This window comes from Streptomyces sp. NPDC033174, from assembly GCF_055577795.1.
This window is the reverse complement of record NZ_JBVIPQ010000001.1, coordinates 606871-621557: the sequence shown is the minus strand read 5'-3', so window position 1 is coordinate 621557 and position 14687 is coordinate 606871. Positions and strand designations below refer to the sequence as shown.

Annotated in this window: 13 protein-coding genes and 1 riboswitch; of the genes, 3 read left to right on the top strand and 10 right to left on the bottom strand. The window is 72.7% G+C overall.

All coding sequences use genetic code 11. The annotated features are described in order from the left end of the window. Positions 1-11 precede the first annotated feature (11 nt). The 3 genes from ACZ5VC_RS02900 to ACZ5VC_RS02890 form a co-directional block, all read right to left on the bottom strand. The gene (locus ACZ5VC_RS02900; RefSeq protein WP_469118332.1) at positions 12-695 is read right to left on the bottom strand and encodes an O-methyltransferase; all 684 of its coding nucleotides are present in this window, start codon (positions 693-695) and stop codon (positions 12-14) included. Then, positions 692-1780, bottom strand: coding sequence for a DUF2330 domain-containing protein (locus ACZ5VC_RS02895; RefSeq protein ID WP_469118331.1), 1089 nt, complete (start codon positions 1778-1780; stop codon positions 692-694). Before ACZ5VC_RS02895 ends, ACZ5VC_RS02900 begins: the two co-directional genes overlap by 4 nt. Positions 1781-1934: 154 nt before the next feature. After that, on the bottom strand, positions 1935-3182 hold the full coding sequence (locus tag ACZ5VC_RS02890; protein ID WP_469118916.1) for a cytochrome P450: 1248 nt from the start codon (positions 3180-3182) through the stop codon (positions 1935-1937). Between the two features lie 269 nt (positions 3183-3451). Between ACZ5VC_RS02890 and ACZ5VC_RS02885 the strand changes: the two genes are divergently transcribed. Then, entirely contained in the window at positions 3452-4621 is a 1170-nt protein-coding gene (locus ACZ5VC_RS02885; protein ID WP_469118330.1) for a steroid 3-ketoacyl-CoA thiolase, read from the top strand. Positions 4622-4738: 117 nt separating this feature from the next. On the opposite strand, the gene ACZ5VC_RS02880 is transcribed toward ACZ5VC_RS02885, so the two are convergent. From ACZ5VC_RS02880 to ACZ5VC_RS02850, 7 genes are all read right to left on the bottom strand, one after another. After that, positions 4739-5164 (bottom strand): aggregation-promoting factor C-terminal-like domain-containing protein, encoded by a 426-nt coding sequence (locus tag ACZ5VC_RS02880; RefSeq protein WP_469118329.1) that lies wholly within the window; start codon positions 5162-5164, stop codon positions 4739-4741. A gap of 255 nt (positions 5165-5419) precedes the next feature. Then, positions 5420-6256: an ECF transporter S component gene (locus tag ACZ5VC_RS02875; RefSeq protein ID WP_469118328.1), complete on the bottom strand. Its 837-nt coding sequence runs from the start codon at positions 6254-6256 to the stop codon at positions 5420-5422. Beyond that, the gene (locus ACZ5VC_RS02870; protein ID WP_469118327.1) at positions 6253-8061 is read right to left on the bottom strand and encodes an ABC transporter ATP-binding protein; all 1809 of its coding nucleotides are present in this window, start codon (positions 8059-8061) and stop codon (positions 6253-6255) included. The genes ACZ5VC_RS02875 and ACZ5VC_RS02870 overlap by 4 nt, the downstream gene beginning before the upstream one ends. Then, positions 8058-9239: an energy-coupling factor transporter transmembrane component T gene (locus ACZ5VC_RS02865; protein ID WP_469118326.1), complete on the bottom strand. Its 1182-nt coding sequence runs from the start codon at positions 9237-9239 to the stop codon at positions 8058-8060. Before ACZ5VC_RS02865 ends, ACZ5VC_RS02870 begins: the two co-directional genes overlap by 4 nt. Next, positions 9239-9877 (bottom strand): SCO2322 family protein, encoded by a 639-nt coding sequence (locus ACZ5VC_RS02860; protein WP_469118915.1) that lies wholly within the window; start codon positions 9875-9877, stop codon positions 9239-9241. The genes ACZ5VC_RS02865 and ACZ5VC_RS02860 overlap by 1 nt, the downstream gene beginning before the upstream one ends. Positions 9878-9951: 74 nt before the next feature. Then, positions 9952-11322, bottom strand: a complete 1371-nt coding sequence (locus ACZ5VC_RS02855; RefSeq protein WP_469118325.1) for a prenyltransferase/squalene oxidase repeat-containing protein — start codon at positions 11320-11322, stop codon at positions 9952-9954. Between the two features lie 129 nt (positions 11323-11451). Further along, positions 11452-11524: riboswitch (cobalamin riboswitch) on the bottom strand. A gap of 164 nt (positions 11525-11688) precedes the next feature. Next, positions 11689-12726 (bottom strand): MBL fold metallo-hydrolase, encoded by a 1038-nt coding sequence (locus ACZ5VC_RS02850; protein WP_469118324.1) that lies wholly within the window; start codon positions 12724-12726, stop codon positions 11689-11691. Between the two features lie 116 nt (positions 12727-12842). On the opposite strand from ACZ5VC_RS02850, the gene ACZ5VC_RS02845 reads away from it, so the two are divergent. Both ACZ5VC_RS02845 and ACZ5VC_RS02840 read left to right on the top strand, forming a co-directional pair. Next, positions 12843-14303 (top strand): aldehyde dehydrogenase, encoded by a 1461-nt coding sequence (locus tag ACZ5VC_RS02845; RefSeq protein ID WP_469118323.1) that lies wholly within the window; start codon positions 12843-12845, stop codon positions 14301-14303. Then, positions 14303-14536: a ferredoxin gene (locus ACZ5VC_RS02840; protein ID WP_469118322.1), complete on the top strand. Its 234-nt coding sequence runs from the start codon at positions 14303-14305 to the stop codon at positions 14534-14536. Before ACZ5VC_RS02845 ends, ACZ5VC_RS02840 begins: the two co-directional genes overlap by 1 nt. Positions 14537-14687 lie beyond the last annotated feature (151 nt).

Genomic DNA, 14687 nt, shown 5'->3' with positions numbered 1-14687 from the left:
AGGATAGGAGTTCAGGCGACGACCCGGGCGATCAGCAGGCCGTCGTGGCCCTTCACCCCGACCGTCTGGAGCGCCGTCGCGTCCAGGCGGGGTTCGCGCGCGACGAGGTCGAACATCTCCCGCGTGCCCCTGACCGAGGGGTCCTCGCCGGCCGCGTCGACGACCGCTCCGCCGCGTACGACGTTGTCGACGACGATCACGCTGCCCGGCCGGGTGAGCTTCAGCGACCACTCCACGTAGCGCGGGTTGTTGGGCTTGTCGGCGTCGACGAAGACGAGATCGAAGGGGCCCGCGTTCTCCGTGACGAGCCGGTCCAGGGATTCCAGGGCCGCGCCGGTACGGACCTCGGCGACCGCGTCGAGCCCGGCGCGGGCCAGATTGGCGCGGGCGACGTCGGCGTGGTGCGGGTTGTACTCCAGGGAGATCAGGCGGCCGTCCGGCGGGAGCGCCCGGGCCAGCCAGATCGTGCTGTAACCGCCGAGCGTGCCGATCTCCAGAATCGAGCGCGCGCCCTGGATACGGGCGAGCAGATGCAGCAACTTGCCCTGGTTCGGCGCCACGTTGATGGCCGGAAGCCCGGCCGCGTCGCTCTCGGTGAGCGCCGCGGCCAGGGCGTCGTCGTGCGGGGCGAGGAGACCGGCGAGATAGGCGTCGACGGCGGTCCACCGCTCCTGTGCAGTGTCTTCCTGAGTCATGCCGGCGAACGTACACCGGAGCGCCGGTGCCGCAGCCGCAGCGCCACGGCCGCCCCGCCCACCGCCACCAGGACGCCCGTGACGGTCAGCAGCCAGACGGGGATGTCGTCGCCCACGGTCAGCAGCCGGTCGTCGTAGACGGCCTGCCGGTAGGGGGTGTCGGTCTCCGTCGGCCGCAGCTCGTGGTCGCCGTCGATCCGGCCCGGCACGGGGAACCGCTGGTCGATGGCGGTCAGGAAGACCGGCCCGCCGCCGGTCAGTTCGCTGAGCGAGCCCTTCGGGTCGACCGTCCCCGCGAAGGTCACCTCGGGCGGCGCGCCGCCGATGGCCGTGCGCGGCTCCATGCGGTGGTCCGCCAGGACGTACAGACCCAGCGACTGGGGCGTCTTCGCCAGGCGCGACAGCCGCATCGGATAGACGAGCCGCTCGCTGGCGAAACGGATCTTCAGCGGATCCAGGGTGCCGCGCAGCACCGTGCCCTTCTCCTTGGGGGCGAGGCGCACGGCGACGTACTCCCACTTCTGCTCGACATACGGCTTCAGCTCGGTGGCGAGCCGGTCCGGCAGCTGGAAGCCGTTGCTTTCCAGCCAGTCGCGCAGGGCGTCCGGGTCGGTCGCGGTGAGGCGGGCGACATCGAAGTCGCCGAGCTGTTCCCGGCCGACGACGCCGACCGGAGGCGCGCCCGGGGTGGGCGGCGCGGCCGCCGCCCCGTCCGTGACCTCACCGCCGAAGGGCCAGTCGCTGCCGCGCGGCCAGAAGTAGTGCCGGGTCTTCTCCTCGGGCCGGGTGAGCCATGCCAGGTCGCCGAACATGCCGCCGTCGGCCTGCTCGACCGTCGCTCGCGTGGGTACGGGCATGACCCAGGCGGCCCGGGGCGCGTCGCCCACGACGGTGAAGCGCATCACGATCTGTTCCGTGCGCCCGTCCCAGTGCACGATGGACGTCTCCCGGTCGACGCCGATCCGGGACGTACGGTCGGGGACCATGGCCCCGCAGCCGCAGGCGTACGCCGGGCTGATCAGCGATCCGAGCTGCATCGCGATCAGCGCGAACAGCAGTGTCAGAATTCTTCGTTTCCCCCGCATGCGCATTCAGACGACGGAGGGGAAGATCCGGTTCCGGCGTCTCCGGGAGCCGACGGGCCGCCGGGGTGTTCGTCGGGGAGGCGAGGGCGGGGCGTAGGGGGAGTTGCCCCCGCCTCCCACGTCGTGAGGGCGGATCGTCCTGTCGGGGGTCCCCTCAGTCGCCCACCCGCACCTGGAGTTCCTTGATGCCGTTGAGCCAGGCCGCGCGCAGCCGGCGCGGGTCGCCGGCGGGCTTCAGACCGGGCAGGGCGTCGGCGAGGGCGTTGAAGATCAGGTCGATCTCCTGGACGGCGAGGGACTTGCCGAGGCAGAAGTGCGGGCCGCCGCCGCCGAAGCCCAAGTGCGGGTTGGGGTCGCGGGTGATGTCGAAGTCCTCGGGGCGGTCGAAGACGTCGGGGTCGTTGTTGGCGGAGGAGTAGAACAGCCCGACCCGGTCCCCCTTCTTGATCTTCTGGCCGCCGAGTTCGGTGTCCTGGGTCGCCGTGCGCTGGAAGGAGACCACGGGGGTGGCCCAGCGGACGATCTCCTCGGCGGTGGTGGCAGGGCGCTCGCGCTTGTAGAGCTCCCACTGGTCGGGGTGGGTGAGGAAGGCGTGCATGCCGTGGCTGATGGCGTTGCGGGTGGTCTCGTTGCCCGCGACGGCGAGGAGCAGGACGAAGAACCCGAACTCGTCGGAGGACAGGTTGCCTTCACCCTCCGCCGCGACGAGCTGGGACACGATGTCCTTGGCGGGGCACTCCTTGCGGGCGGCGGCCATGTTCATCGAGTAGCCGATGAGCTCCATCGCGGCCTCGGCGCCGACTTCTTCGGTGATCGCGTACTCGGGGTCGTCATACGCGATCATCTTGTTCGACCACTCGAAGATCCGCGACCGGTCCTCCTGCGGGACGCCGATGAGCTCGGCGATGGCCTGGAGGGGCAGTTCGACGGCGATGTTGGTGACGAAGTCGAATCCGCCGGTGCTGTCCGCGCTCTTCTTCGCCTCGGCGACGATCTTGGCGGCGCGATCGCGCAGTGCGGTCTCCAGGCTCCGTATCGCCCGTGGGGTGAAGCCGCGCTGCACGATCTGGCGGACCCGGGTGTGCTCGGGCGGGTCCATGTTCAGCATGATCAGCTTCTGGACGTCGATCTGGTCGCGCGTGATGTGCTCGTTGAAGCGGATGACCGCCGTGTTGGCGGTGGAGGAGTAGAGCTCCGGGTGGGTGGACACGTACTTGACGTCCGCGTGGCGCGTGACAGCCCAGTAGCCCTCGTCGTCGAAGCCGGTGATGCCGCGCGGCTGGGCGCACCACCACACCGGCGCGGTCTGCCGCAGCTGGGCGAACTCCGGGAAGGGGATGCGGCTCTGGAGCAGATCGGGATCGGTGAAGTCGAACCCTTCGGGGAGCGCGGGGCAGGGCATCGGCAACTCCATTGTCTGACGGCCCATCAGATAGTGCCGTGAAGGTAGTAACGAGTTCTATAAGTGGCAAGGGGTGCGGGCGGAACTGTTGCGCGCTGGATCCGGCCAGGAGGCGTGCACAACCCTTGCGTACCGGGGGTAGCACTCATAAGACTGCACTCAGAACTAGAACGCGTACTACTTCGGGGGATTCGGGGTCGCTCCCGAAAGGACACAGTCGTCGCCGGGTGCCGGGACACCTGGCCGATGTGCGAGGAGAGGACGAGCTCATGGCCGCGGAACCCGTCATCGTCGAAGCCGTACGCACCCCCATTGGCAGGCGCGGAGGTGCGCTCGCCAATCTGCACCCCGCCTATCTGCTGGGTGAGACCTACCGTGAACTCCTCGGCCGCACCGGCATCCACGCCGACTGCGTCGAACAGATCGTCGGTGGCACCGTCACCCACGCCGGTGAGCAGTCCATGAACCCGGCGCGCAACGCCTGGCTGGCGATGGGCCTGCCGTACGAAACGGCCGCCACCACCGTGGACTGCCAGTGCGGCTCCTCGCAGCAGGCCAGCCACATGGTCGCCAACATGATCTCCGGCGGTGTCATCGACATCGGCATCAGCTGCGGCGTCGAGGCCATGTCGCGCGTACCGCTGGGCAGCGGCTCCAAGCACGGGCCCGGAAAGCCGTGGCCCGACGAGTGGAACGTCGACCTGCCCAATCAGTTCGAGGCCGCCGAGCGCATCGCCCGGCACCGCGGCCTGACCCGTGAACGCGTCGACTCGCTCGGCCTGCTGTCCCAGGAGCGGGCCGCCGTCGCCTGGGCCGAGGAGCGCTTCAAGCGCGAGACCTTCGCGGTGCAGGTGCCCACCACCGAGGAGGAACAGGCGGCCGGGCAGGGCATGTGGCGGCTCGTCGACCGCGACGAAGGGCTGCGGGACACCAGCATGGAGGCCCTGGCCCGGCTCAAGCCCGTCATGCCGACCGCCGTGCACACCGCCGGCAACTCCTCCCAGATCTCCGACGGCGCCGCCGCCATCATGTGGGCGTCCAAGCGCATGGCCCGCGCCCTGAAGCTGAAGCCGCGCGCCCGGATCGTCGCCCAGGCTTTGGTCGGATCCGACCCGCACTTCCATCTCGACGGACCCATCGACGCGACCCGCGCGGTCCTCGGCAAGGCGGGGATGTCCCTGAAGGACATCGACCTGGTCGAGATCAACGAGGCGTTCGCGTCCGTCGTGCTGAGCTGGGCGCAGGTCTTCGACCAGGACCTGGAGAAGGTCAATGTGAACGGGGGCGCGATCGCGCTCGGTCATCCGGTGGGTGCCACGGGAGCGCGGCTCATCACCACCGCCCTGCACGAACTGGAGAGGCGGGACAAGGAGTTCGCTCTGATCACCATGTGTGCGGGCGGGGCGCTGGCGACCGGCACGATCATCCAGCGGCTGTAGGCGGCAGTAGGCGTCCGCGGACCCGGGGATACGCGAAAGGCCCCGGTGGGGCGACCTGGGAAGGTCGCCCCACCGGGGCTTCGAAGCGTGCGGCGGCCATTCGGCCGGCTGGGCGGCTCAGTACCAGCCGTGGGACTTCCAGAAGTTCCAAGCGCCGTTCGGGCTGCCGTAGCGCTCGTTCATGTACTTCAGGCCCCACTTGATCTGGGTGGCCGGGTTGGTCTTCCAGTCCTTGCCGGCCGAAGCCATCTTGGAGCCGGGCAGAGCCTGCACCAGGCCGTAGGCGCCGCTGGACGCGTTGGTGGCGGTGTGCTTCCAGCCGGACTCGTGCTCAACGATCCTGTTGAACGAGTCGAACTGGTCCGCCGGGACGATCTTCCGGGCGAGCTCCTGAGGAGTCGCGGCCGAAGCCGGCGCAGTCGTGCCGAGCACCGCTCCCGAAGCACCCAGCAGGACGACTGCGGTGGCGGCGACGGACTTCTGGCGGGTGGAGACACGAGCGACGAGCGAGCGGAACACAGATCGACCTAACGTCGGGGACATGGGACGTCGCCAGGCAAGCCGGAACCACACCGGGGGGTGGGGGAGTTGGCTGCCGGCACCACGCTGCGGCGGTGCCCGGCGACTCATCCAGAGAAGCAGGGCGGTTCGGTCGCCGCAATGCCCCCTGTTACTAGCCTCTTTCGCATCCCGGCCCATCGGCACCCGCCGGGGCGCAATGACGTAGCCGCAGGTCAGGGCAGGTATCGGCCCCCAGGGTCGGGGCCCTGAGTGCCTACTACCGCGCATAGGGCAGGACTAAGGTCCTGTGGGGCGCCTCACCACGTCGGGCCCCTCAAATGTGACCTGGGCCTCGAAGTTGGCTCTCCGTGTGGCCCGACGAAGGGCCTTCAGGAGCGTCCCGCCGATGGTCAGGATCAGCACCACGGTCAGCGACGCGCGCCCCAGGTCCCAGCCGAGCGAGGTCGCCGCGCAGTACGCCAGGAAGCGCACCAGGTTCTCGTGGACCGGGTCGCCCGGCTGGAAGGAGACCCCGCCACTCATGCCCTGCAGCAGCACCCAGCCCTGCAGATTCATGACCGTGCCGTACGCGAACGCCGCGAGCGCCCCGTACAGGGACAGGAGCAGGAGCTCGGCCCGCCCCCGCAGCCGCTCCGCGCCCGGCAGCAGCCCCGCGCCCATCGCGAACCAGGCCAGCGCCAGCATCTGGAATGGCATCCAGGGGCCCACACCGCCCGTGAGCAGGGCGGACGCGAACATCGTCACCGCGCCCAGGACGAAACCGAAGCCTGGCCCGAGGACCCGGCCGCTGAGCACCATCAGGAAGAACATCGGCTCCAGACCCGCTGTGCCCGCGCCCAGGGGCCGCAGCGCCGCGCCCACGGCGGCCAGCACACCGAGCATGGCCACGGCCTTCGCGTCCATCCCGGAGTCGGTGACGGTCGCCACGACGACGGCGGCGAGCAGCGGAAGCAGCGCCGCGAAGAGCCAGGGAGCGTCGGCGGCGTGCCCCGTGAGCGCGCTGTCACTGTCCGCGAGCAGCGGCCAGCCGAACGCGATCACCCCGATGGCGGTGACCAGCCCCAGGGCCACGGCGGAACGGGGCCCCAGACGGACCGGGCGCGGCGCGCTCATCGCAGGGCCTTCGCGACCTGGCCCACGGTGAGCCACGGCTGCGGAGCGAGGATCTTCGCCACCTGCGGCGCGAAGGCGGGCGAGGAGACGACGACCTCGGAGGTCGGTCCGTCCGCGACGACCTCGCCGTCCGCCAGGATCAGCACCCGGTGCGCCAGCTCGGCGGCCAGCTCCACATCGTGGGTCGCCAGCACGATGCCGTGCCCGGCCGCCGCGAGACTCCGCAGGTGGACGACGAGGCGGGCCTTGGCGGCGTAGTCGAGCCCACGCGTCGGCTCGTCCAGGAGCAGCAGCGACGGCCGCCCCGTGAGGACGACGGCGAGGGCCAGGGCGAGCCGCTGCCCCTCGGACAGGTCCCGGGGGTGAGTGCCGTCCGCCACGCCCGGCAGCAGCTCCGAGACCAGGGCCCGGCAGGTCCCGGGCCCGGCCCCAGCGTCGGCGTCGGCGGCCGCGCACTCGGCGGCGACGGTGTCGGCGTACAACAGGTCCCGTGGCTCCTGCGGTACGAGCCCGACCCGCCGGATCAGCTCGCGCGGCGCGGTCCGGTGCGGGGCGAGGCCGTCGACGGACACCGACCCGGCCCCGGGCTGGACCATGCCGACCAGCGCCCCGAGCAGCGTCGACTTCCCGGCCCCGTTGCGCCCCATCAGCGCGACGGTCTCCCCGGCGCCGACACGCAGAGCGACGCCCCGCAGCGCCTCCACGCGGCCCCGGCGCACGCTGAGGCCCCGTACGTCGACGAGGGGGCCGGTCAGGGCGGCGCGGGCCGCCCGCGGGGGCTCGGCCGCCTCGGCTCCGGCACGGCGCCCGAGCCACCCGCGGACGGCCCGCAGGGCCCACGGCCCGCCGGAGGCCGCCTGGGCCGAGGCGGGGTCCACCGGGCCGCCGGAGACCGCCTGCGCGGTGTCCGGTGTCCCGGCGTCCACCGGGCCGCCGACGTTCGCCCCCGGGTCGGCCTGCGGGTGCGGCGCCGTCGTGCCGGGGACCCGGTCCGCCAGCCGCTCGCGCAGGTGGGCCGCCCGGCGGCGCGCGTCGCGGACCGAGAGCGGCAGCGGGTCCCAGCCCGCCAGACGGCCCAGGGCGACCACCGGCGGGTGGACGGGGGAGCGGGACATGATGTCGGCGGGGGTGCCCGTCACCGGCGCGGCTCCGGGCGCGGGGAGGAGGATGACGCGGTCCGCGTACTGGACCACGCGCTCCAGGCGGTGCTCGGCCATCAGGATCGTCGTACCGAGGTCGTGGACGAGGCGCTGGAGGATCGCCAGTACGTCCTCCGCCGCCGCCGGGTCCAGCGCGGACGTCGGCTCGTCGAGGACGAGCACCTTCGGATGCGGGGTGAGGACAGAGCCGATCGCGACGCGCTGGCGCTGGCCGCCGGAGAGCGTGGCGATCGGGCGGTCCCGCAGCTCCGTGAGGCCGAGCAGGTCCAGGGTCTCCTCGACGCGGCGGCGCATGACGTCGGGCGCGAGACCCAGGGACTCCATGCCGTAGGCGAGCTCGTCCTCGACGGTGTCGGTGACGAAGTGCGCCAGTGGGTCCTGCCCCACCGTGCCGACCAGATCCGCCAGTTCGCGCGGCCGGTGGGTACGGGTGTCGCGGCCGTCGACCGTCACCCGGCCCCGCAGCGTCCCGCCCGTGAAATGGGGGACGAGCCCGGACACCGCACCGAGCAGAGTCGACTTGCCGACACCCGAGGGGCCCACCAGCAGCACCAGTTCGCCCTCGGGGACGGTCAGATCGACGTCCGCCAGCGTCGGTACGGCCGCGTCGCCGTACGTCACCGAGACGTTGTCGAACCGGATCACTGCGACTCCTTGGCGGGGGAAGGGACCTTGCTCGTCGATGCCGGGGACTCCGGCGCGGCAGGGGGAGGGGACGGGGTGTGCGGCGGGGCGGGGACGGGGGCCACGAACGCCGGGAGCAGGCCCACCAGAACGGACAGCGCCGGCCACACCGGCAGCCCGGGCGCCGCCGGCGGTACGACACCGGGCCGCAGCGCCCCGGGATCGTACGACGCCGCCCAGATCATCAGCGCGGCCACCGCCACGCCCGAGCCGGCGACCAGCCAGGCGCGCGCGCCCCACCGGTCGGGCCGATAGCGAGTACGGGCGGAGCGCCGCCCGCCGAGGCGGAGCCCCGCCATCGCCGCGACCAGACCGGCCAGCAGCAGCGGCAGCCCGTACCCGGCTCCGGACGACGCGAGCAGCCCGTAGGCGCCGACGCACACACCGAACAGCCCGCCCAGCGTCAGCGCGGTCGTGGTGCGCCGCACCACCGGGGGCACCGGCGCCGTACGGCCGTACCCCCGCGCGTCCATCGACGCCGCCACCGCGATCGACCGCTCCAACGCGCCCTCCAGGACCGGCAGTCCGATCTGGAGCACCGCCTTCACCCCGCCCGTGGGGCGGCCCCGCAGCCGCCGGGCCGTCCGCAGCCGCATCACATCGGCGACCATGTGGGGGGCGAAGGTCATGGCGACCACGACCGCGACCCCCGCCTCGTACAACGCGCCCGGCAGCGACTTCAGCAGCCGCGCCGGGTTCGCCAGCGAGTTCGCCGCGCCCACGCAGATGAGAAGCGTCGCCAGCTTCGCCCCGTCGTACAGCGCGAACACCAACTGCTCGGCCGTGAACCGGCCGCCGATCCGCACTCCCTGCGCCCAGTCGGGCAGGGGCACTTCGGGCAGCGTGAACAGCGGATGCGTGCCCGGGACCGATGAGCCGAGCACCATGGTGAAGACCAGCCGGATCGCGACGACGAACAGTCCCAGCTTCACGAAGGCGCCGTAGGAACGCGCCCAGGGCGCGTCCGTCCGCCGGGCGGCCACCACATAACCCGCCACGCCGACGAGCAGCCCGAGCAGCAGGGGGTTGGTCGTCCGCGACGCGGCCGTGGCGAGACCCAGCGCCCACACCCACCACGCCCCGGCGTGCAGGGCATTGGCGCGGGTCGCCCCGGGAGCGCGCAGAGAGCCGGTCGTCATCATCCGCGGCGGCGGCGGGCCTGCCAGAAGGCCGCTCCGCCGAGGACGAGCACGGCGGCGGCGCCCGCGACGAGCCCGAGCGACGGCCCGCCGTTCTCGGATCCCCGGGAGTCCCCCGCCTCACCGGGGTTTTGGGCGGTCGCCGGGCCGGAAACGGTCGCGGAGGGGGCCGGGCGCCCACCCGTCACCTGCTCGCCGCATCCCGTCCTCGGAAAACCGGCGATCCCGCACAGCAGCGCCTCGCCGTTGTAGCGCAGCGGCGGGGCGAGCGCTGCCAGCGCCTCGGCGCTGGTCGCGTCCTCACGGACCTGCGCGCAGCCGGTGCGCTGTGCGGGCGGGGTCTCGCCGGCCGGCGCGTCGGCGGGTGTGCCGAAGTCGATGACGACGCCGACCCGCTTGCTGCCCTCCCTGGCCGGAGTGGCGGCGCAGATCGTGGTGAAGTCCGGTGCGGTACGGGGCCGTGCCGAGTCGCCGGAGTCCGCGCTGACGGAGAACCGGTACCCGTCGACCTCGCCGTCGGCGGGGCGCGCCGTCGCCGGCCCCTGTGTCGCATAGGTCCAGGCCGAGGAGGCGGGTGCCGACTGCCAGAACGACCAGTACCGGTATCCGGCGGCCTGCGCGGGCCCGGCGCCGAGCATCGTCAGCGCGGCGGCGAGTGCCAGAGCCGCCGCCAGGACCAGAGCCGGGGCGGGGGACAGCGACCGGGCACGGATCACAGCTGCTTGTCCTTGCGGCGGCCGCTCAGCAGGAAGCCGACCCCGACGCCGACGACCAGACCGATGCCGACGATCCACCACACGTTGAAGCCGGACTCCTCGTCCTGCGCCGGTGCGACCGGGCCGGCGGCGGTGAGCGGCGCGGGCCCGGTGGCGTTGAGTTGCTGGACGAGGTCGACACCGCCGAAGTCGCGGATGTCCGCGCCCATCGTGTTCGCGGCGAAGATCAGCTGGGCGTAGGCGGCCGGACCGTTCTCCTTCGCCCAGGGGGCGGAGTTCTTCTCCAGCCAGGTCAGCGCGGTCAGCGCCTTGCCGCTGTGACCGGCGGCGGCGAGCGCGACCACGGCGTCGGCGGTGTTGCCGAAGTCGGGCCGGGGGGCCGGGTCGGCGGCGCCGGGCATCGGCGGAAGGTCGAGGTGTCCGGTCGCGGCGAGCGCGCCGGCGAGGTACGAGGCGCCGTTGCGGGCGGCCCGCTCCGGCGTCGGCTTCGCCCCGTCCTGGCAGCTCGGCTCCTGGTCCGGCTTCACCCCACGGGTCTGAAGGCTCTTGCCGAGCCCGGCGAGAGTGGCGGCGGCGGTCGCGTCAGCGTTGGCGACGAGCTTGCCGGCCGGGTCCGGCTGGTAGGCGAACGCGCCCGGGCCGTCCGTGTCGGCGCACGGCTTGGCGAAGGTGAGCAGCGCGTCGTACGGGGTCCTGCCCTCGGCGGACTTCACCCCGCCCGGCTGCTGGCCGATCCCCACCAGCGCGCCGATGACGATCGACGTGGAATTGGCGTCGCTGGGGCTGCCGGGGTTGTAGCCCCAGCCGCCGTCCTTGTTCTGTACGCCCTTCAGCCAGCCGATGCCGGCGGCCACGGCGACGGCGGCGGGGTTGGGTGCGGGGGTGGCCGTGGCGCTCGGCGCGCCGGTCGTGGCCTGGGGCGCCCGGGCGATCCCGTTCAGCGCCTGCACGGCGACGGCTGTCGCGTTGGTGTCCAGCAGCGTGGACGGGTCGCAGGGCTTGGCCGGCTCCGGACGGTAGGACGCGAAGGCGCCGCTGTCGCACTGCTGGTCGAGGAGCCAGGTCAGCGACTCCGGCGCGGGCGTCAGGCCGGCCGTCTTCTGTGCCATGAAGGCGAGCGACTGCCGCCAGACACCGTCGTACGTGGGGTCCTTCGTGCCGTAGAGCCCGGCCGGTACGACGGGCTTCGGCGTCGGGGAGGGGGACGCGGGCGGGGCCGGAGCGGACGGGGCCGCGGAGGTGGGCGCAGGGGACGGTGAGGCGGGGGAGGGCGCCGCGGACGCGGCGGGGGCGGCGGCTCCGGCGGCCACCGTGCACAGCAGTGCGGTGGCGACGAGCGTGGCGGCGCTGCGGCAGACGGTGGTCATGGCGGAACTGGCCTCTCCTGCGTGGCCGGGCACCGGCACACGGAGGCACCAGGCTCCGGCTCCGTATACCTCGACGGTGCCGCTCACCGGGCGGGTCCCGGGGAGCACGAGCCGGTCACGTCGCGTCCGGGGCATTCCGGCTCGCCGCCCCCGGGGGCGACTCACGGTTGCGGGTCAGTGCCGGATTCGCACCGGCTTCCCCCCGTACGGGCATGATGACGACGCGCCCACTGTACCGGCCCGTAGAACAGGCTTCCGGGGGCGGCCGCCCTCTGCCGAAGGTCCCAGCGCGCGCCCTGCCACAGCGCCCGGGCCGGCGGTCGGCGCGCCGGCCCGGGCGCCGCCGCCGCGTCCCGTGCCCGGCCGTCACACCGCCACGTACGTCACCGGCTCGCTCCCCGGCACCGCCTCGGCCCGGCCCAGCTTCACCAGGCGCCGCAGGTGCGCCTCGGCCTCGCTCACCGCGATGTTCCGTGACCCGTACGGGATCTGCTCCCACGGGCGGTTCCACTCCATCCGCACGGCGAGCTGCCACGGCGTGAGTGGGGTGGCCAGCAGACCGAGCAGCCCGGTCAGCCGCTCCTCGTGATGGTCCAGCAGCTCCCGCACCCGTCCTTCCGCGTCCGCGAAGGCGTGCTGGTGCGCCGGCAGGACCTCCGCGACGCCGAGCCGGCCGATCCGCTCCAGGGAGTCGAGGTAGTCGCCGAGGGGATCGGTGACGGTGAGGTCCTCGGGGTCCTCGTACAGGCCGATGTGCGGGGTGATCCCGGGGAGCAGATGGTCGCCGGAGAAGAGCCGCCCGTGCCCGGGCAGCCGGGCCGGGTGTTCCTCCTCCAGGTGCAGGCAGACATGGCCGGGCGTGTGGCCCGGTGTCCAGATGGCGCGCAGCCGCCGCCCGGCCAGGTCGAGGAGCTCTCCGGGCACGATCTCCCGGTCGGGGAGCGCGGAGCGCAGCCCGGGCAGGGTACGCATCCGCCCGGCCGCCCGGGCGGCGAGCAGGGGAGCGGTGTGGTCCTCGGGGGCGCCGACGGCGGCGAGTTTGCCGGCCAGGTAGTCGAGCCAGGCGCCCGGCTCTGACGCGCGGGTGCGGCGTACGACGGCGGTGTCGGCGGCGTGCATCGCGATCCAGGCGCCCGACGCCTCGCGCACCCGGCCGGACAGGCCGTGGTGGTCGGGATGGTGGTGCGTGATGACGACGCCGTGGACGTCGGCCACCGATGTGCCGAGCTCCGCCAGCCCTTCGCCGAGTTCGGTCCACGACCGCGGGTCGTCCCAGCCGGTGTCGATCAGGACCGGTCCTCGGTCGGTGTCGAGGAGATGGACGAGCGTGTGCCCCAGCGGGTTGTCCGGAATGGCGACTTTGATGGACCAGACTCCTCCGCCGTGCACGGTCACCTGTGACATGAGTCCTCGTCTCTCCCGGGCGCTCCCGGGCGGCACGGCCATTGCTCACTATAACTAGAACTGGTATCAGTTCTGAAACAGTGTCAGGAGATCTCCGGGGCGGGAAGGCAGCAGCCATGACCGAGCTTGTGGAACACGGAAAACTGTTCATCGGTGGGGAGTTGACCGATCCGAGCGGCACCGGCGTCATCGAGGTGATCTCCCCGCACACCGAGCAGGTCATCGGCCGCGTCCCCCATGCCGCCGAAGCCGATGTCGACCGGGCGGTCGCCGCCGCGCGGGAGGCCTTCGACCACGGGCCCTGGCCGAGGATGCCGCTCGACGAGCGGATCGCCGTCGTCACCAGGATCAAGGACGCGATCGCCGTACGGCACGAGGAGATCGCCCGGCTGATCAGCTCGCAGAACGGCTCGCCCTATTCCTGGAGCGTCCTCGCCCAGGCGCTCGGCGCGATGATGGTCTGGGACGCGGCGATCACCGTCGCCCGCGACTTCCCGTACGAGGCCGAGCGCGCCGGTGTCCTCGGGCCCATCCTCGTCCGGCGCGAGCCGGTCGGTGTGGTCGCGGCCGTCGTGCCCTGGAACGTCCCGCAGTTCACCGCGGCGGCCAAGCTGGGGCCCGCGCTCCTCGCCGGATGCGCGGTGATCCTCAAGCCCTCGCCCGAGTCTCCGCTGGACAGTTACGTCCTCGCCGAGATCGCCCGGGAGGCGGGGCTGCCGGAGGGCGTGCTGTCGGTCCTGCCCGCCGACCGCGAGGTCAGTGAGTACCTGGTCGGTCACCCCGGCGTCGACAAGGTCTCGTTCACCGGTTCCGTCGGCGCGGGCAAGCGCGTCATGGAGGTCGCCTCCCGCAATCTCACCCGCGTCACGCTGGAGCTCGGCGGCAAGTCGGCCGCGGTGATCCTGCCGGACGCCGATCTGGAGGCGGCGGTCGCCGGGATCGTCCCGGCCGCCTGGATGAACAACGGCCAGGCGTGTGTCGCCCAGACCCGGATCCTCGCGCCGCGCGGCCGGTACGACGAGATCGCCGACGCCCTCGCGGCGGCGGCCGGAGCGCTGGCGGTCGGCGACCCGCTGGACCCGGCGACGCAGGTCGGGCCCCTGGTGGCCCAGCGCCAGCAGCAGCGCTCCCTCGACTACATCCGCATCGGCCAGGAGGAAGGCGCGAAGATCCTCTCCGGGGGCGGGCGGCCCACCGGCCTGGACCGTGGCTGGTACGTCGAGCCGACACTCTTCGGCGGTGTCGACAACGGGATGCGGATCGCCCGCGAGGAGATCTTCGGCCCGGTCATCTGCCTCCTGCCGTACGGCGACGAGGACGAGGCCCTGCGGATCGCGAACGACTCCGACTACGGCCTCAGCGGCAGCGTCTGGACCGGGGACGTGGAGCACGGCATCGACTTCGCCCGGCAGGTCAGGACGGGCACCTTCAACGTCAACACCTTCAGCCTCGACATGCTGGGGCCGTTCGGCGGCTACAAGAGCTCCGGCCTGGGACGCGAGTTCGGGCCGGAGGGCTTCAGCGAGTACCTGGAGCACAAGATGATCCACCTCCCGGCCGGACACGGAGGCGAGTGATGGGCGACCGCTGGCACGTCGAGGTCGACCGGAGCGTCTGCATCGGCTCGGGGATGTGCGTGAACCACGCGCCGGACGGCTTCACGCTCGACACGGCCCGGCAGTCCCATCCAAGGCAGGCGGAGTCCGACGCGAACGAGAAGGTGCTGGCCGCGGCGGAGGGCTGCCCGGTCGAGGCGATCACGATCACCCTCCTCGACTCGGAGGAGCCGGTCTTCCCGCCGGAGGACTAGGTCGTGTCCGGGACAGGTGAGGGGTGGGGGGGGGGGGGGGGTCCCCCCCCACCCCCCCCCTTCCCCGTACCCGCCCCGCACTCACCCCCCCCCCCCTTTCCTCCCGCCAATCCCCCCCGTCTACCAACCCGCCCACCCTCCCCATCTTCAT